23 protein-coding genes are annotated in these 25,099 nt (G+C 62.7%); 14 read left to right on the top strand and 9 right to left on the bottom strand.

Features of this window, described 5'->3' with window-relative positions:
* Together V1292_RS03360 and V1292_RS03355 are read right to left on the bottom strand one after the other, a co-directional pair.
* Complete coding sequence (locus tag V1292_RS03360; protein WP_334370307.1) at positions 1 to 1,137, bottom strand: patatin-like phospholipase family protein; 1,137 nt, start codon at positions 1,135 to 1,137, stop codon at positions 1 to 3.
* 442 nt (positions 1,138 to 1,579) lie between these two features.
* Positions 1,580 to 3,304 (bottom strand): FAD-dependent oxidoreductase, encoded by a 1,725-nt coding sequence (locus V1292_RS03355; RefSeq protein ID WP_334370306.1) that lies wholly within the window; start codon positions 3,302 to 3,304, stop codon positions 1,580 to 1,582.
* Between the two features lie 229 nt (positions 3,305 to 3,533).
* On the opposite strand from V1292_RS03355, the gene V1292_RS03350 reads away from it, so the two are divergent.
* The 3 genes from V1292_RS03350 to V1292_RS03340 all read left to right on the top strand — a co-directional run bounded on the left by V1292_RS03350 (position 3,534) and on the right by V1292_RS03340 (position 6,219).
* Positions 3,534 to 4,595, top strand: coding sequence for an amidohydrolase family protein (locus V1292_RS03350; RefSeq protein WP_334370305.1), 1,062 nt, complete (start codon positions 3,534 to 3,536; stop codon positions 4,593 to 4,595).
* An 81-nt stretch (positions 4,596 to 4,676) separates the two neighbouring features.
* A complete protein-coding gene (locus tag V1292_RS03345; protein ID WP_334370304.1) occupies positions 4,677 to 5,789 on the top strand; it encodes an amidohydrolase family protein in 1,113 nt (370 codons plus the stop codon).
* A gap of 16 nt (positions 5,790 to 5,805) precedes the next feature.
* Positions 5,806 to 6,219, top strand: coding sequence for a Rieske (2Fe-2S) protein (locus tag V1292_RS03340; RefSeq protein ID WP_334370303.1), 414 nt, complete (start codon positions 5,806 to 5,808; stop codon positions 6,217 to 6,219).
* Between the two features lie 168 nt (positions 6,220 to 6,387).
* Here the strand turns inward: V1292_RS03340 and V1292_RS03335 are convergent, their stop codons facing one another.
* Entirely contained in the window at positions 6,388 to 6,987 is a 600-nt protein-coding gene (locus tag V1292_RS03335; protein WP_334370302.1) for a TetR/AcrR family transcriptional regulator, read from the bottom strand.
* A 101-nt stretch (positions 6,988 to 7,088) separates the two neighbouring features.
* Between V1292_RS03335 and V1292_RS03330 the strand changes: the two genes are divergently transcribed.
* The 6 genes from V1292_RS03330 to V1292_RS03305 all read left to right on the top strand — a co-directional run bounded on the left by V1292_RS03330 (position 7,089) and on the right by V1292_RS03305 (position 11,554).
* Complete coding sequence (locus V1292_RS03330; RefSeq protein ID WP_334370301.1) at positions 7,089 to 7,784, top strand: PspA/IM30 family protein; 696 nt, start codon at positions 7,089 to 7,091, stop codon at positions 7,782 to 7,784.
* Positions 7,785 to 7,828: 44 nt separating this feature from the next.
* Positions 7,829 to 8,104, top strand: coding sequence for a YiaA/YiaB family inner membrane protein (locus tag V1292_RS03325; protein WP_057841492.1), 276 nt, complete (start codon positions 7,829 to 7,831; stop codon positions 8,102 to 8,104).
* Between the two features lie 189 nt (positions 8,105 to 8,293).
* Positions 8,294 to 8,656 carry a hypothetical protein gene (locus tag V1292_RS03320; RefSeq protein WP_334370300.1) on the top strand — a complete coding sequence of 121 codons (363 nt, stop codon included), beginning with the start codon at positions 8,294 to 8,296 and terminating at the stop codon, positions 8,654 to 8,656.
* A gap of 345 nt (positions 8,657 to 9,001) precedes the next feature.
* On the top strand, positions 9,002 to 10,042 hold the full coding sequence (locus tag V1292_RS03315) for a hypothetical protein (protein WP_442895488.1): 1,041 nt from the start codon (positions 9,002 to 9,004) through the stop codon (positions 10,040 to 10,042).
* A gap of 11 nt (positions 10,043 to 10,053) precedes the next feature.
* Positions 10,054 to 11,253 carry a hypothetical protein gene (locus V1292_RS03310; protein ID WP_334376923.1) on the top strand — a complete coding sequence of 400 codons (1,200 nt, stop codon included), beginning with the start codon at positions 10,054 to 10,056 and terminating at the stop codon, positions 11,251 to 11,253.
* Positions 11,254 to 11,347: 94 nt separating this feature from the next.
* Complete coding sequence (locus V1292_RS03305) at positions 11,348 to 11,554, top strand: hypothetical protein (protein ID WP_334370299.1); 207 nt, start codon at positions 11,348 to 11,350, stop codon at positions 11,552 to 11,554.
* A gap of 274 nt (positions 11,555 to 11,828) precedes the next feature.
* On the opposite strand, the gene V1292_RS03300 is transcribed toward V1292_RS03305, so the two are convergent.
* Positions 11,829 to 12,680 (bottom strand): SDR family NAD(P)-dependent oxidoreductase, encoded by an 852-nt coding sequence (locus tag V1292_RS03300; protein ID WP_334370298.1) that lies wholly within the window; start codon positions 12,678 to 12,680, stop codon positions 11,829 to 11,831.
* Positions 12,681 to 12,871: 191 nt separating this feature from the next.
* On the opposite strand from V1292_RS03300, the gene V1292_RS03295 reads away from it, so the two are divergent.
* From V1292_RS03295 to V1292_RS03285, 3 genes are all read left to right on the top strand, one after another.
* Complete coding sequence (locus tag V1292_RS03295) at positions 12,872 to 14,368, top strand: aldehyde dehydrogenase family protein (protein ID WP_334370297.1); 1,497 nt, start codon at positions 12,872 to 12,874, stop codon at positions 14,366 to 14,368.
* 411 nt (positions 14,369 to 14,779) lie between these two features.
* Complete coding sequence (locus V1292_RS03290) at positions 14,780 to 15,904, top strand: alkene reductase (RefSeq protein ID WP_334370296.1); 1,125 nt, start codon at positions 14,780 to 14,782, stop codon at positions 15,902 to 15,904.
* Positions 15,905 to 16,046: 142 nt separating this feature from the next.
* Entirely contained in the window at positions 16,047 to 16,559 is a 513-nt protein-coding gene (locus V1292_RS03285) for a GFA family protein (protein WP_334370295.1), read from the top strand.
* Between the two features lie 260 nt (positions 16,560 to 16,819).
* Here V1292_RS03285 and V1292_RS03280 read toward each other — a convergent pair whose 3' ends face one another.
* From V1292_RS03280 to V1292_RS03265, 4 genes are all read right to left on the bottom strand, one after another.
* Positions 16,820 to 17,464 (bottom strand): LysE family translocator, encoded by a 645-nt coding sequence (locus V1292_RS03280; RefSeq protein ID WP_334370294.1) that lies wholly within the window; start codon positions 17,462 to 17,464, stop codon positions 16,820 to 16,822.
* A gap of 208 nt (positions 17,465 to 17,672) precedes the next feature.
* Complete coding sequence (locus tag V1292_RS03275; RefSeq protein ID WP_334370293.1) at positions 17,673 to 18,152, bottom strand: DUF5680 domain-containing protein; 480 nt, start codon at positions 18,150 to 18,152, stop codon at positions 17,673 to 17,675.
* A 341-nt stretch (positions 18,153 to 18,493) separates the two neighbouring features.
* Positions 18,494 to 19,213 (bottom strand): hypothetical protein, encoded by a 720-nt coding sequence (locus V1292_RS03270; RefSeq protein WP_334370292.1) that lies wholly within the window; start codon positions 19,211 to 19,213, stop codon positions 18,494 to 18,496.
* 111 nt (positions 19,214 to 19,324) lie between these two features.
* Complete coding sequence (locus tag V1292_RS03265) at positions 19,325 to 19,804, bottom strand: hypothetical protein (RefSeq protein ID WP_334370291.1); 480 nt, start codon at positions 19,802 to 19,804, stop codon at positions 19,325 to 19,327.
* Between the two features lie 461 nt (positions 19,805 to 20,265).
* Here V1292_RS03265 and V1292_RS03260 point away from each other — a divergent pair, with 461 nt between their 5' ends.
* Positions 20,266 to 21,930, top strand: a complete 1,665-nt coding sequence (locus V1292_RS03260) for a thiamine pyrophosphate-binding protein (RefSeq protein WP_334370290.1) — start codon at positions 20,266 to 20,268, stop codon at positions 21,928 to 21,930.
* Between the two features lie 105 nt (positions 21,931 to 22,035).
* Here the strand turns inward: V1292_RS03260 and V1292_RS03255 are convergent, their stop codons facing one another.
* Positions 22,036 to 23,409 carry an LLM class flavin-dependent oxidoreductase gene (locus V1292_RS03255; protein WP_334370289.1) on the bottom strand — a complete coding sequence of 458 codons (1,374 nt, stop codon included), beginning with the start codon at positions 23,407 to 23,409 and terminating at the stop codon, positions 22,036 to 22,038.
* Positions 23,410 to 23,593: 184 nt separating this feature from the next.
* On the opposite strand from V1292_RS03255, the gene V1292_RS03250 reads away from it, so the two are divergent.
* Entirely contained in the window at positions 23,594 to 24,979 is a 1,386-nt protein-coding gene (locus V1292_RS03250) for a M20 family metallopeptidase (protein ID WP_334370288.1), read from the top strand.
* Positions 24,980 to 25,099 lie beyond the last annotated feature (120 nt).

The following is a 25,099-nucleotide window of genomic DNA, read 5'->3' as shown; positions in this document are numbered from 1 at the left end:
TCAGACCTTTGATGCTGGAAAGGGAAAATCCTTGGGTGCTGGCAATCCAGACTGGAAATGTTTCCGGATCGCGGCATCGCATACTGCATAGCCCCAATTGATCAATCGCTCCTGCAATTGATCGTCCATGGCTTGCAACCGGGTGGGCGTTTCGGCGAGCCGCATGGTCGCGTCGAATGGACAAGTCAGGGCGTCTGCCAGTCCGTAATCGAGAATGTTGGTCCGAATTCCCCAATAGGCTCCTGAACGAGTATGTTGTTTGAAGGAATCGATCACCTGACGTTTCCGCAGGGATCGCACCTGGTTATCGACGAGATCGAGCACGCGATAGGCGTGATTGCCCCAATCGGCTTTCGGGCTTTCTTCGGCCTGAAGCTTTCCGCCAGCGTCGCTCACCAGGATGGTGCGGTAGCGCTTCCAGGCGGTCTCCAGACCCAGATTGTCGTAGACGCCGCCATCCGAGAGAACGACGTTCGTTGTGAACGGAGGTCGCTGCAGGTCGGATCCCGACTTCGGCGTGAACGCGCTATCGTTCAGCTTGATCTCGACGGGAGACAGCACGGGCGGAAACGCGGAGGAAGCCGCAACAGCTTTCGACAGTCTGATGGTGGGCTTCAGGACCTCGCCGACCCGGTAGTCGCGCATGTACGGCTTCGTGAAGCGCCACAACGCGCCGGACTGCACGCTGGTCGCGTTGATGACAAAACTCGGCTTGTCCGGAAGATCCTGCAGCGTGGCCGAACCGAACAGGTGCTTCTCATACGCCGCAACGACACGGTCGCTCACGCGCCCGGGCAGGAGCAGGCCCAGGATGACGGCCTTGACGTCGATGGTCGTTCGCCCGAGCGCGCGCAGCGGCTCGACGAATTCCTGACGAAAGAGTGGCATGTCCGGGGTTTGGTTCCCGGTAAGCCTGTTCCATTTGAGGGCGAGCAGCCCCGCGGTGACCGAGCCGCCGGAGACGCTCGATATGCGATTCACCTTCTGAAGGATACCTGTCTCATAGAGGCGCCAAAGCACGCCGATATGAAAAATCATCGCGCGATAGCCTCCGCCCGAAAGGCAGAGTGCAGTGCCGTCCTGCGGGCCACCCTCGGCCGCCTCGTCACCAATGGATTGTACGGGTTCGTCTACCATCGAAGCCAGCCCCTCGGGTTTTCGGGTTGCTAAAGTTTGGTGCTATCGAGAGGACGGCGCAGCGGGTGGTCGCCGCCCGCCATGCACTGCGATTCAACGTCGCGTCGCCTGAATCACAAAGCGGGCAACGTGGCGCGGAATTCTGCGCGCGCATGCCCGATCGCTTGCCGGATGAGATCGCGTGGCTGTGTGTACGCGGAAGGAGCATGAATTACCTGCCCCACTACCAAATGAAATGGTATGCGGTTGTATCTATAAAGAATAATTCTTTTAATTGAGCGCCATGAAATGTTGATTGTCAATGTGGTGTCGCACACATTGGTCCGGAATTTTTTTGCCGACACATCGAGCCGGCGCGTCCGACGTGTGCTGCAGCTCTGCTGCTGCAGGGGCTTCGACTGTCGCTGCGCCTTCTCTCATCAGATCCCGCCGGCAGGGCCGTTCATCGCGTGGCGGTCTCGGAAGCCTTTGCCGCGAGGTGCTTGCCCGCGATATATCCAAACGTCAGCGCGGGGCCGAGCGTGATACCGGCGCCGGGATAGTTGCCGCCCATGATGCTCGCCATGTCGTTGCCGGCGGCGTAGAGGCCGGTGATCGGCTGGCCACGTTCGTCGAGCGCGCGGGCATGCGCGTCGGTCTTGATACCGGCATAGGTGCCGAGATCGCCGACCACCAGCTTGATCGCATAATACGGTCCGTCCTTGATCGGCGCGACGCAGGGGTTCGGCCCGTGCAGCGCATCGCCCTGGTAGCGGTTATAGGCGCGCGATCCCTTGCCAAACGCAGGATCGCGCCCCTCCGCGGCCGAGGCGTTGAACTCGGCGATCGTCGCTTCGAGCCCCTGTCGATCGATGCCGGTTCTATCAGCCAGTTCAGCCAGTGTTGCGCCGCGCTTGAGGTAGCCGGTGGCGAGATGATGGCGCAGCGGCATCGGAAACGGCGGCACGCAGCCGAGGCCGTATTTTCGCAGCGCGCGGTGATCGCACAGCAGGAACGCGGTGATCTCGTCGCCGGGTTTTGCAGCCTTCACCATTGCCTGCACGAAGTCATGATAGGAATTGCCTTCATTGGCAAAGCGCCTGCCGTCGCGCATCACCGCGATGACGCCCGGTTTGGCGCGATCGATGAAATGCGGCATCACGCCCTTGGAGCCGTCCTTGCGTTCGGTGATGGAGACCGGCACCCAGGCAGCCGCGTTCGGCAGCGTATCCTCGATGCGGCCGCCGGCGGTCTCCGCCAGGCGCAATCCGTCGCCAGTGTTGCCGACAGGGCCGGGCGAAAAATGCTCGGCGCCGGTGGGCGCGTGCGGAAACATCGTCTTGCGCCTCGCCGCATCATGCGGAAAGCCGCCGCAGGCGAGCACCACGCCGCGTTTGGCATTGACACGGATCAGCTTGCCATGGCGCTCGACGATCGCGCCGCGCACCGCCCCGTCCTCGACGATCAGTTCGTGCACGGGCGAGGACAGCCACAGGGGAATTTTCAAGTCGAGCGCGGATTTCGCCAGCCGCCCGGCCAGCGCATTGCCGTTGGTCAAGCTCATCCCGCGGCCGTGGCGCATCACGTCCATCAAATGCTTCGACAGGCGTTTTGCGACGTAGATCGCCGAGGTCAGCGATTTGGTCGCTCGCATGAAATGGATGATCTCCTTGCCGGAGCCCAGCATCATGCCAAACACGGTGAGTTCGGGGAGGGGATTGCCGAGATCCTTGATATGCTCGCCCAGTTCGCGGCCATCGAACGGCCGCGTCACCATCGAGCGACCGCCCTGCGCGCCGCCGGGGGCTTCCGCGTGGTAATCCGGAAAGGTCAAGGGCATGTCGAATTGGACGGCCGTCTTGCTGGTGAAAAAGTCCACCGCTTCCGGACCGGCGGAGAGAAACGCATCGACGCGCGCGGCATCAAAACTGTTGCCGGCCTCGTGGCGTAGATAGGTCTTCGCCTGCTCCGGGCTTTCCTCGATGCCCCACGCCTTCGCCAGCGAAGTGCCGGGAATCCATAGCCAGCCGCCGGAGCGGGCAGTGGTGCCGCCGAAGCGCAGCTCCTTTTCGACGATGAGAACGTTGAGGCCGTAGTGCCCGGCGGTGACCGCCGCCGACATCCCGGCACAGCCGGAGCCCACCACCAGCGCGTCGCATTCGTAATTCTCTTGTTCGTTGCTGGCCACGCGATCCGTCCTCATTGAATGGGCAGATATTTGGATGGGGATCGACTGGCCTGTCAATCGGCGGGCTCTTCCCTTCTCCCACAAGGGGAGAAGGGAAACACGGCGTGCATCCAGAGCAGGGCGGCCTTTCGGTAAAGCGCTTGCGCGGCCCCTGCATCGGCGGCACATTTGTCGGTGCGACATCAAGATCGCCAAGAATTCGTCAAGAACCAGTATCCGAGGAACCCTGATGGCGGCCACGCGGATCGACTGTGACATCCATCCCGCGGTGGGCGGCACCCGCACCACGCTCTTGCCCTATCTCGACGATCACTGGAAAGAGCAGGTCGTCAGCCGCGCCATCGACGGCCTCGATCTCAACTCCTATCCCCCCAACATGCCGTTCTCCGGCCGTGCCGACTGGCGGCCGGCCAATGGCAAGCCGGGCAGCGATCTCAAGATGGTGCAGCGCGGCGCGTTCGACCAGCTTGGTTCGAGCCACGCGATCTGCAACGTGGTCTATGGCGCACAGGCGGTGTTCGATTCCTACATGGCGGCCGGTTTCTGCAAGGCGATCAACGACTGGATCGCGGCCGAATGGCTTTCGAAGGATTCAAGGCTGAGCGCCTCGATCGTATTGCCCTTGCAGGCGCCGGATCTGGCGGTGGAAGAAATCGAGCGCAGAGCCAGCGACAATCGCTTCGTCTCCGTGCTGGTGCTGGCGCAGGGCGAAACGCTGCTCGGACGTCGGCACTACTGGCCGGTGTGGCAGGCCGCCGCAAAACACAAGCTTCCAGTCGCGATCCACGCCGGCAGCGCCTATCGCACCGCGCCGAGTTCGATCGGCTGGCCGTCCTATCGCTACGAATATTATCTGGCCGAAGCGCAGGCATTCCAGGCCCAGGTGCTCAGCCTGATCTATGAGGGCGTGTTCGGCAAGTTTCCCGATCTGAAGGTGGTGCTGATGGAGTCAGGCGTGAGCTGGCTGCCGGCCTTCATGTGGCGCGCCAACAAGACCTGGCGCGGCGTCCGCGTCGAGGTGCCCTGGGTCGAGCGCGAGCCGGCCTCAATCATCCGCGACCATATCCGCGTCACCATGCAGCCGTTCGATGGCCCGCCCGATGCGGCCGGCGTTGCCGATGTCATCGAGCAGATCGGCTCCGACAAGATGTTCCTGTTCGCATCCGATTATCCGCACTGGCAGTTCGACGGTGACGATCCGATGCCGCCGCATCTGCCTGATAGCATTGTCTCGCGTATGTGTGCCGACAACCCGCTGGAGACCTTTCCGCGGCTGAAGCTCGCCGCGTGAATACAGCATGATCCGGAAAAGTGGGCACCGGTTTTCCGAAAAGATCATGCTCAAACAAAGAGTCTACGCACGGAGGATCGCATGAGTGACGTCATCGACCGTCCCATCCTCGGCGAGCAAGTCGCCGCCCAAAGCCGGCTGCGCATCATCGATTGCGACGTGCATCCGAGCATTCATGCGCATGCCGATATCGAACAGTTCATGCCGAAGGGCTGGCAGGAGCACTTACGCACCTACGGCAGCCATCTGCGCACGCCCTATATCGGCACCACGCCCTATCCACGCTCCTCGCCGCTGATCGCGCGCCGCGACGCCTGGCCGCCGACCGGCGGGCCGCCTGGCTCCGATCTCGATTTCATGCGCAAGCAGCATCTCGATCCGCTCGATATCGAGTACGGCATCTTGCAGGTGCTCGATCTCTTCATCTTCTCGCAGCAGAATCTGGAATTCGGCGCCGCGATCCAGCGCGCCATCAACGACTGGCAACTCGCGTTCTGGTCCGACCGCGAGCCGCGGCTGAAGGCCTCGATCCTCGCCGGCCAGGACGACACGGAGTTCGCGATCGCCGAGATCGAGCGCTGCGCAAAAATCGGCCGTTATGTGCAGATCAACGTCTGCCCGCGCGCCAACGAGCCGCTCGGCCGCCGCCGCTATTGGCCGATCTATGCCCGCGCGCAGGAGCTCGGGCTGCCGCTCGGCATTCATGTCGGCGGCTATGGCGGGCATGCGCCGACCGGAAGCGGCTGGCCGTCCTATTACGTCGAGGAGCACCAGTCGAACGCGCACACCATGGCCGCGCAGCTCAAAAGCCTCGTGCTCGAAGGCGTGCCAGAGCGCTTCCCTAACTTGAAGATCGTCTTCATCGAAGGCGGCTTCGGCTGGATTCCATCTGCCACCTGGCGCATGGACCGGCACTTTGAGGCGTTCCGCAGCGAGGTGCCGCACCTCAAGCGACGTCCGTCGGAATATGTGAAGGAGCATTTCTGGTTTACGACGCAGCCGATCGACGAGCCGGACGAAGCAAAACATCTGCGCTCCCTGATCGAATGGGTCGGCGTCGATCGCCTGCTGTTCTCGTCGGACTATCCGCACTGGGATTTCGACGATCCACGCTATGCGTTCAAGACACCGCTGACCGAAACCGAGCGCCGGAAAATCTTCAACGGCAACGCACGTGCGCTCTACAAGCTCTGAGTAACGACAGGATCACATGGCCCGCCACATCGTCGCCCGCACGTCCGATATCCCGCCCGGCGGCAACAAGGTGTTCGGCGTCGAGGGCCGCGACATCGTTGTGTTTCACGTCAATGGCGAGTTCTTCGCGTTGCTCAACCGCTGCCCGCACGAGGGCGCGCCGTTGGCAAAGGCCGCCTGCGTCGCGCGCCTGACCTCGCCGGAGCCCGGCGTCTACCAGCGCTCCCGCGTCGGCGAGCTGTTGCGCTGCCCGTGGCACGGCTGGGAATTCGACATGCGTAACGGCCAGTCCTGGTTCGATCCGCAGCGGGTCAAGGTGCGCTCCTATCCGGTCGCGGTCGAGAGCGGCGGGGAGCTGCAGAAGGGGCCTTACGTGGCCGAGACGTTTCCGGTGCATGTCGAGGACAGTTACGTCATCATCGAGACGTGATGGTCTGTAGGGTGGGCAAAGGCGCACTTGCGCCGTGCCCACCATCGAATATTCCGCTCGTGATGGTGGGCACGCGGAGCCTGTCATCGGGCGCGCATTCGCGCGACCCGGCGGCTTTGCCCACCCTACGATTCTCGACGCGCGGCGTGATCTGTCAGCCTGAGAGGCTTAAGCAGTCAGCCCGTCGACCATCGCGCGGACGATCGCCGCGATCTCCTTGCGCAATGCTTCGACCGGCACCGCGATCAGCTTCTGCTCGAGCCCGAGCAGCACCATGCCGTGCACGGCGGAGAACAGGCTGCGTGCGGTCACGCCGAGTTCGTCCGGCGTGCGCTTCGGAAAGAGTTCGGCAAGCGGCTGATAGATATGGCGGAACAGATTCATCTGTTCGCTGATCGCCCAATCCGGCACCGGCTTGCCCGGTGCCATGCGGTGTTCGAACAGCGCACGCCACAGTTCGAGATTTTCGGCGGCGAAATCGCAATAGGCGACCGCGATGCGGACCAGCGTCTCGCGAGGCGAGGACGGTCCATCGTCTTCGGCAGCCGTGAGCGTGGCGTCCAACCGCGCCAGCGTGCGCGACCCCACCCGCAGGATCAGTTCGTCCACGTCTTCGACGAGGTTGTAGACCGCGCCGTTGGCGATGCTGATGTCCCGCGCCAGATCGCGTGTCTTCAGACCCGCCAGCCCCCCTGCGGCAATCCGTCGCTCCGCCGCTTCGATCAGGGATTCCCGGAGTTTAGCTCGTCTTTCCAATGCTTTAGACATCGCTTTCCGATCTTGAGCGTCGCTCAAAATAATTCTTGAGCAACGCTCAAAGCGTGCTACAACTATTTCATGAGCAATGCTCATAACACAGGGAGCTACCAATGTTCAAAACTGTTTTGACGCTTTTCCGGGGCAGCGTGGCTGCCGCGGGAGAAGAGCTGGAAGACCGCTCGGCGCTTCTCATCCTCGATCAGCAGATGCGCGACGCCGCCGCGGCTGTCGAACGTTCCAAGCGCTCGCTGGCGCTGGCGATTGCGGGCGACCAGCAGGAGGGTCGCCGTCTCGACGCCACCAACGCTCGCATCGCCGATCTAGAAGTCCGCGCCACTGCCGCGCTCGATGGCGGAAGGGAAGACCTCGCCCGCGAAGCGGCGCAGGCGATCGCCAATCTCGAGGCCGACCGCGATGCCGCGATGACCGCGCGGACGCTGTTCGCGTCTGAAATCACGCGCATGAAGCGCCAGGTCGCCAACGCCGAGGCGCGGATTACCGAGCTCGATCGCGGCCGTCGCATCGCTCGCGCGTCGGAGGCGGTTCGCGCGCTGCGCCGGGGTGGTATCGAAGCCGCGCGGCCTTACGAATCCACGCTGCCGGAAGCGGAGAACACGCTGAAGCGTCTGCGCGAACGGCAGATCGAGGCCCAGGCCGCCGCCGACGCACTTATCGAACTCGATGCCGCCAGCGGCCCGCTGGCGACCGCCGAAAAGCTCGCCGAACTGGGCTTTGGGCCACGCCTGAAATCAACCGCGGACGACGTGCTCGCGCGGTTGAACGCCAAACGCACGCAAGCTGCCTGAAACTGAACCCGATCGATTAAAACCCATATCAACAGGAGATTATCATGAACCAGAACGTCCAACCCCACAGCGGTGCCTGGGTTACCTTCACCTACGTTTCGTTTGCCGCCTCGGCCTTCATGGTCGCCGTCGGCGTGTTCTTCCTGCCGCTCGATCTCTGGATCAAGGGCTATCTCGCGATGGGCATCGTCATGCTGGTGCAGTCCTGCGTCACCTTGACCAAGACCGTGCGCGACATGCACGAGAGCGGCAAGCTGGTGAACCGCATCGAGGACGCCAAGGCCGAGCGGCTGCTGATGGAAGTTTCCAAAGCCGCGTAACCTGTGACGCGGTGCTGGCGAAGGTGGGCGGCGGATGTTTCGGCATCCGCCGTCCGCTTGTCCGCCTTTGCCCTCACAGCAACTCGCTACCAGGCAAAGCAAAATTGAAAGGGAATCTCCGTGTCTCCTGAGGATCCTCCTGAAAATGATGATGGCCGTGGGCATCCGACTTCGCTGCGAAGAGCGCTCGTGTTCGTGTTGCTGGGTCCCGTCCTCGGGGTGCTCATAGCCTTTTCAGTGGTGGCCATTGCGATCCGCGGATACGCGGCCGACCTTTACGGCGTCCCGATAGCGTTTTTGTTCAGTCTGGTTGTATGTGCGATCACCGGCCCCGTTGATGCAGTTCTGGCTTGGGTCGTGCCTATTTCCGTGAGGGCGCCTTTGACCGCGATCGTCGGGGCCGCCGTTGCCGTCGGTCTCGTCCTTTTCTTGGGAGCCCTCCTGGGAGGCATGACGCTGCCGCTGCACACGCTGATTCCGATCGCAGTCATCGGGGCGCTCAATACAGGTGCGTGCTCGTTGCTCGCGCACCGTCGCAGCCGGACGACCTGACCCGCAACGTCGGCCGTTCCCCGTCATGAATCATTTAATGCGGCCGCTAAATGCATCGTTTACCCTGCAGCAACCTAAGACTGCATAGCTCATAGGTCATTAACTGGCGCGAGCGCAGAAATCCCAAGCGGGCGAAGTCGCGCAAATGGAATTCAGGCATCGTCCCCTGTGGCGTGGTACTGGCGAAGGCAGGCGGCGGATGCTCCGGTATCCGCCGTTTGCATATCATGTTGGGCGTTCGAGGCGTTCAACACATCGTTTACCTTGCTGCAGCCGCAACTCGCCGCAATCATGGCTCCTTAACGGGCAGGGCGCACAAGTCCGGCCCCGGTGCAGGCGGATCGCATGGCGTCTTTCTGGAGCGATAATTCGGCGACACGTCGCGTTCTGGTGCAGGTCGGGTCCACCGCCGGCCGGCTGCGCGGTTATGCCGCCTTTTGGCTGAAGGCGCTGCGCCAGCCGACCATCGATCTCACCCTGCGCACCCATACCGGGCTGATCACGCGAATCGTCGAAGCTCCCGGCCTGTCGCTTTCCGAAATCGAACTCGACGAGCTGGTCTCGCAACTGCGGGTCGTGGCGGCCAAGACACTGCCGAAGGAGAGCCTCACCTACGGCATCTTCTCCGGCGAGCGCGAACGGCTGTCGCGCGCCATCGTCACGCTGATCTCGGAGGAAGCAACGGGCCGGCCGATTGCCTTCAACGCGCTGTCGGTCATGAAGGTCGAGCTCGACGGCGAGCCGGTGGAGGTCACGCATCTCGGCCTGGTCATGGTCGATCCCGATGAGCGGGGGCAAGGGCTCTCCTGGGTGCTGTACGGCCTGACGGCGCTCGTTCTGTTTGCCCGTGACGGCCTGCGCCCGAAATGGATCTCGAACGTCACCCAGGTGCCATCGGTCGTCGGCATGGTCAGCCAGACCTTTTCGGATGTCTTTCCGTCGCCCCATCCGGACTCGCGCCAGAGCTTTGCGCATCTGCAACTGGCGCGCGGCATCATGTCCCGTCACCGCGCCGTGTTCGGCGTGGGCGAGGAAGCCGGCTTCGACGAATCGCGCTTTGTCATCACCGATGCCTATACCGGCGGATCGGACGCGCTGAAGAAGACGTTCGAAGCGGCGCCCAAGCATCGCGATGAACAATATAACGCCTGGTGCGCGCGCGAGCTCGATTACGCCAGGGGCGACGACGTTCTTCAGCTCGGCCGCATCGATCTCGCCGGCGCCCGCCGCTACATCCAGCGGGATGTGCCGGCCGGTTCACTGCCGGCGCTGCTCGCAGCCTCCGCCGTGCTGGCGTTGCAGCGGCTGATATTGCCGGCGGTTTACTGGCTCGACGACACGCGTCCGTTCGGCAGCTTGCGGCCGTGGCGAGGGAACGGCCGATGACACCAGGTGAAATGACATCTGGCATGATCGCCGATTCCATCGTCAATCTCTGCGGCGCGATCGGGCTTGGCGTCGCCATGATCACGCTGCACCGGCGCGATCCGACGGGCCCGCTGACGCGGCGTCTTCTGGTCGCGCTTGGCATTATCGCGTTATTGTTCCTGGTGCGCGGCATGGCGTGGTGGGTCGGCAGCGCGGTGCTCAACAACCTGTCGGCAATTCCGGCCGCGCTGATCCCGCTCGGCGCATTGATCGTCACCGAAGGTATCCTGCGGCGTCATGCCCCGCGCCCGGCCAAGATCGCGCTTCTGAGCGGCGGTATCGCGCTCGGTCTCGCCGGCGCTGCCGGGTTGGAGACCCTCGCGATGCCCGCCGCCATCCTGCTCGCGTTGTTTCAGCTTGGCGGCTTCGCCATCTGCGCCTGGTTGCTGGCGACGCGCGACCGCGCCACGCTGTTGGTATCGGAGAATCGCATCGTTAGCCGTCTTGCCGTCGGCGCGATCCTGGTCATTCCCTTCATCGTCACCGATTTCAGGGTGCTGTTTCCGGATATCCCGGTCAGGCTCGGGGCATTGGGAGCGTTGCTCGTCGTTACCGCGATATTGATCGCGGAACGCGGCGCCGAGACGCAGCGTCAGGCGTTGATGATGACGGCATTGCGGCTGTCGAGTTCGGCGCTTCTCGGTATTGCCGCAGCGTTTGTCGCGCCGGACGCCGATGCGGCGCAGGTCATGCGATTTTGCGCGATTGCGATCGCGGGCGTTCTCACCATCGCCCTGATGGTGGACGCGCTGCGCGCCCATTTCGAATCCCAGGTGCCCGGTGTTCTCAACTCCGTCGCGGCCTCGCCAGCCAGAACGCGCGACGCGCTGATCGCGGAACTCGCGCGTCATCCGATCTTCGAGAGTGCACGGCGTTATCGGGAGAGCGATCTTGCGACCTACGATCCGCAACTGCTGCGCGATTTTCTCTCGACCCGGCGGGTACTGCGCCGGCCCGATGCGCCGTGGGGCCTGACATCGTCCGATCCGGCCGTCGAACGCGTGGTGTCGCTGCTGGCGGCCAACAGCGCAACGCACCTCATCGTGCTATCGCACGATCCGGTCGACGTCATCACGCTAGCGGTTCCCGTGATTTCAGCCGATCCGGCCACCGAAACCGCGCTGGCCCTGCTCCGGCGCCTGCTGGCGCTGACGCCGGAGGCGACGTGATATTCAGTCACGAGATTTTTCACGCCCGACTTACGAAACGCGTTGTGACTGTGATAAGACCGCCGCCGTAGCGAGTTCATGACGGGGCAGGCCAATGTCGAAGCAAGCGATGCGTGAGGAGGCCGAACGCCTGATCCGCGAGACGATGGAAAGGAAAACCATCGTCGTCAAGCAAGGACAGACCAGGATCGAGGCGGTCTGCGGCAAATGCGGCGCGCCGAACCGCGTCCTGGCCGAGAAGGGCGCGACCCGCGTCAAATACGCCTGCAAGCAATGCGGCGACAAGCAGGTGACGCTGTAGCGCTCGGTCTGTAGGGTGGGCAAAGGAGCATAGCGACGTGCCCACCATTTTAGTGCCGCGCTCGCGATGGTGGGCACGCTTCTTCCTTCTCCCCTTGTGGGAGAAGGTGGCATAGGCGGCCTATGCCGCCTCTTAGAACGCCGATGCTTCGCATCGGCTATGGCGCCGGATGAGGGGTTCTCTCCGCGTGCGCGATTCGCGGAGAGAACCCCTCACCCGTCTCGAATGAGCTTCGCTCATTCGATCCACCCTCTCCCACAAGGGGAGAGGGTACTCATTCCCCCTTCACAAACTTCGCGAACGCCTCCGCATAATCCGGATGCCAGCGCGACAGCGCGGGGCGGTTCTCTACGATGTCGCCGACCGCCCACAGCATGCGCCGCTCGTCGAGCGGCCGTGGCACGTCGTTGTCCGGACAGAGGATGTAGAAGTCGCCGGCGTCGACGCGTTCGATCATGAAATCGATCGTTTGCTCCGGCGTCCAGGCGCCGGGCGGCTTCTCGGTGCGGCCGCGCGCGGTCAGGGGAGTGAAGACGTGGCCGGGGATCATCAGATGCGCGCTGATTTTGCAGCCCGGCAGGTTCCGCAATTCGTGCTGCAGCGCTTCTGTCTGTGCTTTGATGCCGGCCTTCGAGACGTTGTAGGCGGGATTGCCGGGCGGCGTCGTGATGCCTTGCTTGGAGCCGGTGTGGATCACGAGGCCGGGCCGTCCGCGTTCGACCATGGGAGGTACGAAAACTTGCGTGCCGTGAATGATGCCCCACAGGTTCACCGCGAGAATACGCTGCCAGTTCTCCAGCGGACCAAAACTGTTGCTGTCGGGGCCAATGCCGGCATTGTTCATCAGGATGTCGGTACCGCCGAACCGTTTTTGCACCGCGGCTTCCAGGCCCGCAACCTCATCGAAGCGGCTGACGTCGACCGATGCCGTCATGATGTCGGCCGCGCCGCCTTTGGCGATGGCTGCCAGTCTGGCCGCGGCCTCGGCGAGGCGCTCGGCGCCGATGTCGGCGATGCACACCTTCATGCCGAAGCCGGCGAAACGCATCGCGGCGGCGAGCCCGATGCCGGAGGCGCCTCCCGTGATCACGGCAACATGATTTGGCGACATCGCAGGATGGGGCATCGTCATTCTCCGGACGGATGAGGGATGTAATCGCAGGCAGGCGCCTTAGACTACCATGGACGAACGGGCATGGGAGGTCTTCGCATCGGCCGCTTTCCGCAATCCTCCGGCCGCATTACGGTTTCATGCCACCGCTATAGATCCGCAAACATAGCGGCATAGGATTCCAATCGACTCAAGGGAGTGTAAACATGGCTGTCACGCAGGCAATTCCGATCACGCGCCATCCTTACGCGGATGGTTCCTACAAGAGGATGCTGATCGACGGCCAGTGGGTCGACGCCGCCTCCGGCAAGCAGTTCGAGACCCACAATCCGGCGACCGGCGAATTGCTCGCGACCGTCGCCGAAGGTGACGCGGAGGACATCAACCGCGCCGTGGCGGCGGCCCGCCGCGCCTTCGAAGGACCGTGGAGCAAGGTCAGGCCGTATGAGCGGCAAGGCCTGTTGCTGAAGCTCGCCGATCTCGTCGAGAAGAATTTCGAGGAGCTGTCGCAGCTCGATACGATGGACATGGGCGCGCCGATCAGCCGCACCCGCGGCAACAAGCTGCGCGTGCTCGGCATGCTCCGCTATTACGCCGGGCAGGCCACGGCGCTGCACGGCGAGACCATCGAGAACTCGTTGCCCGGCGATATCTTCTCTTACACGTTGAAGGAGCCGGTCGGGGTGGTCGGGGCGATCATTCCCTGGAACGGTCCGCTCGCTGCGACCGTCTGGAAGATCGGTCCCGCGATCGCAACCGGCTGCACCGTCGTGTTGAAGCCCGCCGAGGAAGCGCCGCTGACCTCGCTGCGGCTCGCCGAGCTCTGCATGGAAGCCGGCGTCCCGCCTGGCGTCGTCAACGTCGTGCCCGGCTACGGCGAGACCGCCGGCGCGGCGCTCGCTTCGCACCCCGATGTCGACAAGGTCGCCTTCACCGGCTCGCACGTCACGGGACAGTCGATCATCCGCGCCTCCGCCGGCAACCTCAAGCGCGTGTCGCTCGAGCTCGGTGGCAAGTCGCCCGATATCGTGTTCGCCGATGCCGACCTCGACGCGGCGGTGCCGGGCGCCGCAATGGCCGTGTTCGCCAATTCCGGGCAGATCTGCAGCGCGGGTACGCGGCTGTTCGTCGAAGAGAAAGTCTATGACGAATTCGTCGGCCGCGTCGCCGAATTTGGCAAGAAGCTGCAGGTCGGCAACGGCCTCGATCCGGGCACGCAGATCGGGCCGTTGGTCTCACAGCAGCAGATGGACCGCGTCGCTGGTTACCTCGACATCGGCCAGAAGGAAGGCGCCAAAGCAGTGGCCGGCGGCGGCCGACTGACCGAAGGCGCACTCTCGAAGGGGTTCTTCGTGCAGCCGACCGTGTTCGCCAATGTGCAGGACAATATGCGGATCGCGCAGGAGGAAATCTTCGGCCCGGTGATCTCGGCGATTTCCTTCAAGGATACCGACGAACTGGTCAAGCGCGCCAATGCCACCACCTTCGGCCTGGGCTCAGGCGTCTGGACCACCAATGTCAGCAAGGCGCATCAGGTCGCGAAGGCGCTGCGCGCCGGCTCGGTCTGGGTGAACTGCTATCAGGCGATGGATCCGGCCGTGCCGTTCGGCGGCTACAAGATGAGCGGCTATGGCCGCGAGTCCGGCAAGCAGCACGTCGAGGAATATCTCAACGTCAAGGCGGTCTGGATCAAGACGGCCTAGCGCCGCGTAGGGATTGCGCTCCCTCCCCCGCTTGCGGGGGAGGCATAGGCGGCCCATGGCCGCCGTTCTTTAGTAGGACGCCGATGCGGAGCATCGGCTATGGGTGGGGGCTCTCTCCGCAAGTCATAATGTGGAGAGAGCCCCCACCCGGATCGCATTGTTCAATGCGATCCGACCTCCCCCGCAAGCAGGAGAGGTGAAGAGAGTCCGCGGCGACTTCAAACCATCACTTTCTTTTCTTGTCGGCTGGCCGCTCTCCGGGGCTCGCTGAGCGAAGGAAGCGGCTTGCCGTTCGGTTTTTGCATGGAAGATGTGCTCGCTCGCGTCGAGGCTACACGTTGCGTCCGAAACCTTTTACGAACAAGCTGAAGCGGTTACATATCGGTATCAACCCGGGGTTCTGGAAGAGACATGAATTATCCATCGTTGTTTTCGCCGCTCAAGGTCGGCCCCTATCGGCTCAATCATCGTCTCGCGTTGGCGCCGTTGACGCGGATGCGGGCGGCGAAGCCGAGCCTCGCGCCGCGGCCGCTGAATGCGGAATATTATGCGCAGCGCGCGACGCCGGGCGGATTGCTCATCGCCGAAGCCTCGCCCGTGATGGCGACAGGCTTTGGCAGCCCCGGCGTTCCCGGCATCTATACGGAAGCGCAGATCGAAGGCTGGCGCGAGGTGGTCGATGCGGTTCATGCCAAGGGCGGAATCATTTTCCTGCAGCTCTGGCATGTCGGGCGCGTCTCGCATTCCTCCTTTCAGCCGGGCGGCGTGTTGCCGGTCGCGCCATCGGCGGTGCCGATCGCCGACCTGAAGACGGGCACGGCAGACGGCAAGGCGGTGCCCTACGAGACGCCGCGCGCGCTTGAGACCTCGGAAATTCCCGGCGTGATCGATGCCTATCGTCAGGCCGCGAAGAACGCGCTTGCCGCCGGCTTCGACGGCGTCGAGGTGCACGGCGCCAATGGCTATCTGATCGAGCAGTTCCTGCAGTCGCACACCAACCTGCGCACCGATCAGTATGGCGGCTCGATCCCGAACCGCGTGCGCTTCCTGATGGAGGTGACCAGGGCCGTGGTCGAGGTATGGGGAGCCGACCGCGTCGGCGTGCGGCTGTCGCCCTATGGTGTCGCCAACGGCAGCGGCGAGCCGGACCCGATGCCGCTTTACACTTATGCTGTTGAACAGCTCAATCCGCTTGGCCTCGCCTACCTGCATTTCATCGAGCCGCGCTCCTCCGGCGCCGGCCGCGCCGAGGTCAATCACCAGAACGTGCCGTCGGCGATGGTGCTGTTTCGCCCGATCTGGAAGGGCGTGCTGATCACGGCCGGCGGCTTCACCGGCGAGGCCGCGGACGCCGCGATCAGGGATGGCCATGCCGACGCGGTCGCTTTCGGCCGCATCTTCATTTCGAATCCGGACCTGCCGCGCAGGCTGCAGCGCGGCTTCCCGCTGACGCCCTATAACCGCGCGACGTTCTACGGCGGCGATGTGACAGGCTATACGGATTATCCGGAGCACAACGAGCTGGAGCAGGCGTGAGCCCCACCGTCATTCCGGGGCGATGCGAAAGCATCGAACCCGGAATCTCGAGATTCCGGGTCTGGTGCTAACGCACCATCCCGGAATGACAGCGTCTTCGTTGTTGCTTCGCTCTTCGCAATGACGGCAAAGGCAGCACAGAATGTTTCCAGAAGAGGAATTAGAACAGAAAAAAACCAAGGCCGTCTCACTCGGCAAACCCGCCGCGGGCCAATGCCTGTGCGGCAAGGTCGCCTTCGAGATCGACGTGCCGGCGCGCTGGGCCTGGCACGATCATTCGCCGGCCAGTCGCCGCGCGCATGGCGCGGCTTACGCGACCTATGTCGGAAGCTGGAAAAAGCGGTTTCGGATCACGAGGGGCGAGGACAGCCTCACGCGGTATGAAGACGAGGCCACCAAGACGATACGCAGCTTTTGCTCCAATTGCGGCACGCCTGTTGTCTATGAGCGTCCGCGCTCGCCGCACATGGTCAACATCCCCCGCGCGCTGTTCTCCGGCCGCACCGGCCGCCAGCCGCTCTATCATATCGCGATCGAGGAATTGCAGGAATGGGCCTACACCGGTGAACCGCTGGTGCCGCTGAAGGGATATCCCGGCGTGGTCTGGCAGCGCTCGAAAAAGAAGAAGCGTGCCGATCGTGAAGGGATGTTCTAGAGCGGGGACCCACTACGCGCAGCCAGCCATAGCCGGATGGATGCGAGCTGGACGAAGGCGATAAGGGGCTTGAATCACGGCAAGACAGTCCGGCTCAATGTGGCCCGCCAAGGAGCGGGTCGGACGCTATGCACCCGAAAGCGGACCTATTATGCTCACCCTGAGCTTTGTCGTTCTTGGACCCGGACCAGACGTTTTGTTGGTCGCCGCCAGTGATCTCGGGCAACACAAGAGAACCCGCACGGATCAATGCGAGCGTTTCAGCGCCACACTTCCCGTATGATTAACCGTAGACCGAAAACCACGAACAACGCCCCAACTACTCCCTCGATGCAATGCCGAAAACGTTGGTACCCGGCTCGAATGGTTGGACGGCGAAATATCCACCCGAGGAAACTGAGATAGCTCAAATTGCACGCGATGATGATGCCGAGCACCGAACCCGCTGTCGGCAGGTTTGCGGTGAGCACTCCCGTGACGGCAAAGATACTCGTGATAAACAAAATCGCTTGGGCGTTCGAAAGCGCCGTGGCGAAGCCGACAAAAAAAGCTTTGGAAGGCTCCGTCCCGTTGTTGTCGGTGTCATCGCGCGCTAGGGAAGGCGCGATATTGGCTGAACGAGCCCGCCTCGACAGTAGCCAGCCACAATAGATCAGGTAAGCGCCTCCGAGCACACCCACTATGGTGCGTAAGCTCGGGAACAGCTCGAGCAGTGCAGCCCAGCCAAGCAGTGCACAAAGAGCGAGCAGCATCACTGCAACAATGTGGCCGATGAGCGCGAAACCAACATGTTTCGCGGGACGCGTCAGTGACAGGTGCGTTACCATCAGTGAATTAGCGCCCGGAGTAGGCACCGTCACAAGCCAAAGAACAAAGAACCGCCAGAGAACTTCCGTGTCAATCATGCCAGCAACCTGAGAGGGATATGCGAAACCTTGATACTGCACATTTCTGGTTCTGCGACCACTCGTGCGCTGATATATCGACCCCGCGTAGCCCGCATCTCCGAGACTTGACGATCGTCCAAGGTCGCTGTCGGGTCTAGATTGGGAGCGCCTTGCAAAAGACCTAGACCGCCGATCTTGACCCATTTCGGGCTCTCCGCGGACGCGCCTACAGCAGTAGTCCGCCGCTGTAGCGCAACTCGTACAGCGTCTCGCCGCGCTGCGAGATTTCTTCTACACCATGAAAGCGCGCCAAGGTTCCATCGACGCTATTGCGATAGCTCATGTCATCGACCTCGAATGAAGCGGGGCCGCGATATGGCATATCAATGCGTCCCGCGAGCAAGGCTCGACGAAGGAAATTGTAGATCACTAGAAGAGTATCTCGATCCCCGATATCCGGATCGACGCCGCCACTGTAACACATTGACCAAACGACTTTGCCATCCTTCGACACCGTCTCTTGTCCAACGAAGAACCCTATACCGAAATAAATGTCTCGATATGCATACGGACTTGCTTGGTGTTCTAGCTGCTTAGACCCATTGAGCAATGGTGCTGTCACACTCGCGTCGTCATCCAAACCGGCGTATGTGCGCCGTTTAGCCTCCAACAGAAATGCAGCAAGGTCGTCCAACTCACTCGACATGCTCCGCCCCAGTAGTTTGGGCCCATTGTTAACTAGGAGCGCCGAATTTCTCAATGTCCCTTACTGGCCCCGAGCCGACCAACCCGTAAGCGGTTGCCACGTCGGCTGTCGGGGGTGGACTGGACGCAACACTGCTTGGCCCCGACCGCCGCTCACGACCCAAAGCTGCCCAATGCTAAGCAGCGTTGACTGCGGCGGGCATTCGCCTGGACTTCAATTTCGGATCGCTTCAATCGCTGATCTTTTGCACGGGCAAACATGTTGTGGCCTGTGATCCTACCACCAGACGACCGCTGCCCCCTCGATCGACTCCTGATCTCTGGCTGCAAACCTTATCTTGCTCATGGGGGCAATAAATTCGCAGCCTCGGCAGTCCCATTTGGGTTCATCAAGATGGAATCGATGGTCTCTTCATACTTCGCCCATTCCTTTCCTGAGTTCTCGATGCTGATCTTCGGGATATCCAGATCCGTGTAGAGCCGGTCAGTGAGCTGACGATAATCGCGATAGAGCTCGATAAGCCCTTCAAGACCAGCCAAGCCATGCCTAACGGCATACGGCGATGCCAGTTTCCAATTGACCTGATATGTCACCCATGCATCGCCCCGCTCAGTAGCAATCGTTCTAATAGCTCGGTCAACGTCATCTTGGTGAAAGTAGATCAGCAAGGGGCGTAGCGGCTTGATGGCAGCTACCACATCATGAACGTAGCCGCGAATCAGGGCTATGTCGGCATCAAGCAGGAACAGTGCCGTTAGATTCCCATGGAAAAGTTGTCCATCGACAACCGTGATGCTCTCTGACATCGAGGCAGAAGTGGCGTAGGCACCCCAACGGGCTGCGGCCGACTTCGCCAGTTGCGTTGCCGGCATGTCCGCCCACGGCAGGTCCCAATCGAAACGGATCGGATGTGGGCTAATGCCCTCGGTAATGCCGAGGACGGAGACACCGGATGTCTTCAATCGATCAGCAATTCGCAGCACGGTCGTCGACTTGCCGGACCCCATGATCCCTTCGACGATCACAATTCTGGGCCAGATGTTACAAATGAGCCGGGTCATGCAGAGCCGATGATGGCCTATCCCATGCGCTGCTACCAGCGAAACTTCTTCCGCTATTGAGATCCAAGGCGGACATCAGTGCATCACAGCGTCACGGGGCCCACGAGCTTCTCAGAACTTGCCGATCTGGCCCCAGGTCCAACGGCCGTGAAAGAAGGTTTCATCGGCGATCTGCTTGAAGCGCCCGGCGATGAAACCCTTGCGTCCAACCGCACTCTGATAGAGTCCACCGCCGCATGAGGTGGGCTCGGCGAAGATTTCGACGATCTGTCCGTCCGCAGTGCCTCGGACTGATTGCAGGACGCGTGCACGAGCCGCATGAAAGGGGCGCAGTCCCGGTAATTCGCGGATGTGCACCTCGAGGATTTCGACCTTGGCGATGACCTCGCTCCCTTCCGCTGCCGGCGGGATCGCGTCGAGCAGGATCGTTTCGTGGGATTGGGGGCCGCGGCAAGCCAGGACCGGCGCCGTGAGAACTAGCAGCGTAAGAACGGCGCCCGCGGCTGCACAGACTTTGGTGGCGATCCAGTGAGTATGAAGGCATGGGACCAACGCTAACACTAGGATGCCGAGACCGGCGCCAAGGGCCATAGGTACCGCCTTTCCAGCTTGATCCTGAGACATTGGCGAAGTTGTGTTAAGGAAAATACGATGCCAAACGTAAAATTGAAGGCTCGATGTCGCCTCTGGCCCTTCTGCGACATCGGGCTATGTCCGCTATTCCGCCGCTGTTGAGGGTTGAGCGGACATCAGTCAGTCGCTTAGTGAGTACTCGACCTGGAGCAGGATGAGGCCGTGACGACGGACCATCTCGTGCTTCGGAGGCAGGCGGTCTGAGTGCTGCGACCCGGATCCCATTCTACTTTGCATGGGGTTGTTTTCGCGTTTTTGTGTTGGGGTCCCGCAGTGTACCGCTGCCGCGCTGCACGGCGTCCGGGATACGGAAAATGCCTGTGCAGAGCAGCCATGACCGCGCTCCATTGCTTACACGCGTCAAGTTTGGTCATCTGTTTCCACCCCGCACTTCTTCGAAGCGGCGGGCGGGAGGAAAAATGAAAAACAAGATCACCGGCCGTTCGGCATTTCTTGCACTGCTGAAGGACGAGGGCGTTACGCATCTGTTCGGCAATCCCGGCACCACCGAACTGCCGATCATGCACGCGCTGAAGGACCATCCCGACCTCACCTATGTGATGGCGATGCAGGAAAGCCTGGTCGTCGCCATGGCCGACGGCTTCAGCCGCGCCTCCGGCAAGCTCGTCGCCTGCAACGTCCATGTCGCGCCCGGCCTCGGCAACGCGATGGGCTCGCTCTACAACGCCAGCTTTACCGGCACGCCGCTGATCCTGACGGCCGGCCAGCAGGAGCAGGGCCACGGCCTGACGGAGCCGGTGCTTTATGGTCCGCTGGTGCAGATGGCTGCGCCCTTGGTCAAGTGGGCGGTGGAGGCGACGCGGTTGGAGGACCTGCCGCGCATCGTGCGCCGCGCCGCCAAGATCGCGACCACGCCACCTACCGGGCCGGTGTTCATCTCGCTGCCGGGCGACATCCTCAATTCCGAGGCCGGCATCGAGCTTGGCCGCTCGACCCGCGTCGATACGCGCGTCAAACCGTCGGAGGAATCGTTGCAGGCGCTGACCGCGCGGATTCTCAAGGCAGAGCGGCCGGTGATCATTGTCGGCGACGAGATCGTGAAAAGCGATGCGTTGCAGGAGGCCGCTCAACTCGCGGAAACGCTGGGTTGCCCAGCCTACCAGTCGCCGACGCCCTATGGCGCCCATTTCCTGTCGGAAAGCCCGTGCTTCATGGGCGCGCTGGCGCGCATCCAGAAGATCGCCCGTGACGCGCTGTCGCCATACGATCTCATCATCGCGCTCGGCGGCGATCCCTTGCGGATGTCGGTCTACAGCGAAGTCGATCCGTTGCCGGACGGGCTGTCGATCGTGCAGATCGGCCTGGTCGATAACGATCTCGCCAGGAACTATGGGGCGGAAATCGCGCTCAAGGCCGATGTGCGGGAAACCTTGCGCGCCCTGGTGCCGGCGCTCAAGGCCGCCGGCGGCAGCGCGCTCCAGGCGCGCGCGAGCCAAGGATTGGACGCACTCGCCTCGAAGAACTGGACGGCGCGGCGCAAGCCGCTGGTCGAACAGATTGCGAAACATGCCAAGACTTTACCAATAGATCCGGACTGGCTGGCGCTGCAGGTGGTCGAAGCGATGCCTGATAACGCCATTCTGGTCGACGAGGGATTGACGTCGTCGCGGCAGATCATCGCGCTGCGTCCGCACCGCGACCGCTACGGCTATCACGCGCTCGCCTCCGGCGGCATCGGCTGGGGACTGCCCGCGTCTGTCGGCGTCAGCCTCGCCCATCCGCAGCGGCCAGTGGTCTGTTATTCCGGCGACGGCAGCTCGATGTACTCGATCCAGTCGCTGTGGACGGCCGCAAACCACAAGCTGCCGCTGACGTTCGTCATCGTCAACAATGGCGGCTACCGCATCATCAAGCAACGGCTGCTCGCCTTCCACGGCGACGATCATTACGTCGGCATGGATTTTGTGGATCCCCCGGTGGATTTTGCCGGCGTGGCGAAATCGCTTGGTCTGGAGGCGACGAAGGTGACCGATCCCGGCCAGTTGAAGTCGGTATTGTCGTCGGCCTTCAGCCGCCCCGGCGCGAAGCTGATCGAGGTGGTGGTGAGTAACGCGGTGAATTAGATGCGGTCATTCCGGGGCGATGCAAAGCATCGAACCCGGAATCTCGAGGTTCCGGGTCTGGTCCTTCGGACCATCCCGGAACGACGGAGCGCTACTCCGCCGCCTTCACTGCACATGCGGGCGAAATCTCGCCGCCGGATGCTGCTCCGTCAGCCGCGCGCGCCCCGCACCGAACAGCTTCTCTCGCAGCGTCCCCTTCGCGTATTCGTTCTTGTACCGTCCTCGCCTTGTCAATTCAGGCGCCAGCATGTCGGCGATATCCTCGAAATCGCCGGGCGAAGTGGCGAACGCTATGTTGAGGCCGTCGACATCGGTCTGCTCGAACCACGCCTCGATATCGTCGGCAACCTTTTCTGGCGTGCCGACCACGACCGGTCCGGCGCCGCCGATGCCGACATGCTCGACAACTTCGCGCACGGTCCAGACCCGGTCGGGATCGGCGCGCGTGACGTTGTCGAGCGCGGTGCGGCCGGCGTCGTTCTGGACGTGGCGCACTTCCTGGTCGAGGTCGTAGCTCGAGAAATCGACGCCCATCCAGCCCGACATCAAGGCCAGCGCGCCCTCAGTCGCGATGTGCGCCCGATAGTCCGCGTACTTCGCCTTTGCCTCGGCCTCGGTGCGGCCGAGAATGATGGTCATCATGGAGAACATCAGGATTTCAGCCGGATTGCGTCCGATCTCCTGCGCCAGCGCGCGGATCGCGGCCACCCGCGGCCCGATGATCTTGGCCGATGGGCCCGACATGAATACGCATTCGGCGTGTTGCGCGGCGAACTGCCGTCCACGCGGCGAGGTGCCGGCCTGGTACAGCACCGGCGTCCGCTGCGGTGACGGCTCGCTAAGATGGATGGCGTTGAGCCGGTAGTTACGGCCCTCGTGCTGGATGCGATGCACTTTGGCAGGATCGGCAAAAATCCCGCGCGCGCGGTCGCGCAGCACGGCCTCGTCCTCCCAGCTTCCTTCCCAGAGCTTGTACACCAGCTCCATATATTCATCCGCGATCTCGTAGCGGTCGTCATGCGCGGTCTGCTTGTCCTTGCCGGCGCTGCGGGCAGCGCTATCGAGATAGCCGGTCACCACGTTCCAGCCGACGCGTCCCTCCGTGAGATGATCGAGCGTCGACATTCTCCGCGCAAACGGGTAGGGCGGCTCGAAAGAGAGATTGCTGGTGACGCCGAAGCCGAGATTCTGCGTCACCGCCGCCATCGCCGGGATCAGCATCAGCGGCTCGTTGGCCGGCGTCTGCGCGGCATTGCGCAGCGCCGCGTCCGGGCTGTTGCCGAAGACGTCGTAGACGCCAAGCACGTCGGCGAGGAAAAGTCCGTCGAACCGGCCGCGCTCCAGCGTCTTTGCCAGATCGAGCCAATAGGCCAGGCGGTTGTAGTCCAGCGTGCGGTCGCGCGGATGGGTCCAGAGCCCCGGCGATTGATGCGCCACGCAGTTCATGGCGAAGGCGTTGAGCCGGATTTGTTTTGTCATGACGCGGACCTCGCAGCGCGCAGTTCCCTCGCGCATTTGCCCGGTTAAACGCCGGGCTGTTGCTTGAAATTGTTGCATCCTCGCTGCGTTTAGCAAGGCCCATTCGACAGGCCCTGCCTCTTCCAGCGGGCGGCTTATCCCGATAGGTTGCGGCCCAACACGTTTGCGAACAAAGGAAAGAAATATGGCTGATAGAGCCGACGCGGTTGCGCGGGTACGCGAGCATCTTCATTCCGGCGCGTTTCTCGCCGAGCTCGGCCGCAGGGTTGGATATCGGACCGAAAGCCAGAATCCCGGCAGCGGCGAGGCGTTGCGCGCCTATCTCGTCGACGACCTCCAGCCGGCCTTTGCCGCGCTCGACTTTTCCACCCGCCTGATCGAATCGCCGACCGGCAAGGGGCCGTATCTGCTGGCGGATTATCGTGAGGATCCCTCGCTGCCGACCGTGCTTACTTATGGCCATGGCGACGTCGTCGACGGCATGGAAGGCGAATGGCGCGACAATCTCGATCCGTGGCAGGTCACGACCAAGGGCGAGCGCGTCTATGGCCGCGGCACCGCCGACAACAAAGGCCAGCACAGTATCAACCTCGCGGCATTGCGCGCCGTACGCGAAACCCGCGGCGGCAAGCTTGGCTTCAATGCCAAATTCATTATCGAGACCGGCGAGGAGATCGGCTCGCCCGATCTGCGGCAGGTATGCGAAGCCCATAGCGAGGCGCTGAAAGCCGATCTGTTCCTGGCGTCCGACGGGCCGCGGCTCTCGGCCGATCGGCCCACGATCTTCCTCGGCTGTCGCGGCGGCAATCGCATCCATCTCGATGTCAATTTGCGCGAAGGCGGCCACCATTCGGGCAATTGGGGCGGCGTGCTCGCCAATCCCGCGACGATCCTTTGCAACGCCATTGCGAGCCTCGTCGACGGCAAGGGGCGGATGAAGCTCGACGCGCTCAAGCCGCCGCGGATATCGAATGCCGTCCGCGCGGCGCTTGCAGACGTGAAGATCGAGCCGACCGCGGACGAACCGGCGCTGGCGCCCGACTGGGGCGAGGAGGGGCTATCGCCTGCTGAGCGGCTGTTTGCCTGGAATACGCTGGAGGTGCTGGCGATGTCGTCGGGCAGTATCGAGAAGCCGGCCAACGCCATTCCCGGACGCGCCAATGCCGTGCTGCAGCTTCGTTTCGTCGTCGGCACCAAATACGAAGAGGTCATCGACGCCGTGCGCGCGCACCTGCACGCCAACGGCTTTCCGATGGTGGAAGTCAGCGGCACGCAACGTTTCGCCGCCTCACGCACCGATGTCGACAGCCCCTGGGTGAACTGGACCGCGAACTCGATCAGGGAGACCACCGGCAAGTCGCCGGCGATCCTGCCGAACTTTGGCGGCTCGCTGCCGAATGACGTGTTCGCCGAGGGACTTGGCCTGCCGACGATCTGGGTGCCGCATTCCTACCCTGGCTGCTCGCAGCATGCGCCGGACGAGCACATCCTGCTGCCGGTGACCGAAGAGGCGCTCGCCATCATGGCCGGCCTGTTCTGGGACCTTGGCGAGATGAAGCGCAAGGCTTGAACGAAAATGCCTCACCTGGCGTCATGGCCGGGCTCGTCCCGGCCATCCACGCCCTTGCGCGGGATGACAAAGAACGTGGACGCCCGGGACAAGCCCGGGTGCATCACGAACAGATAGGCC

The organism is Bradyrhizobium sp. AZCC 1719 (genome assembly GCF_036924525.1).
In the GTDB taxonomy this organism is placed as follows: domain Bacteria; phylum Pseudomonadota; class Alphaproteobacteria; order Rhizobiales; family Xanthobacteraceae; genus Bradyrhizobium.
This window is presented reverse-complemented; position numbering and strand designations above follow the sequence as displayed.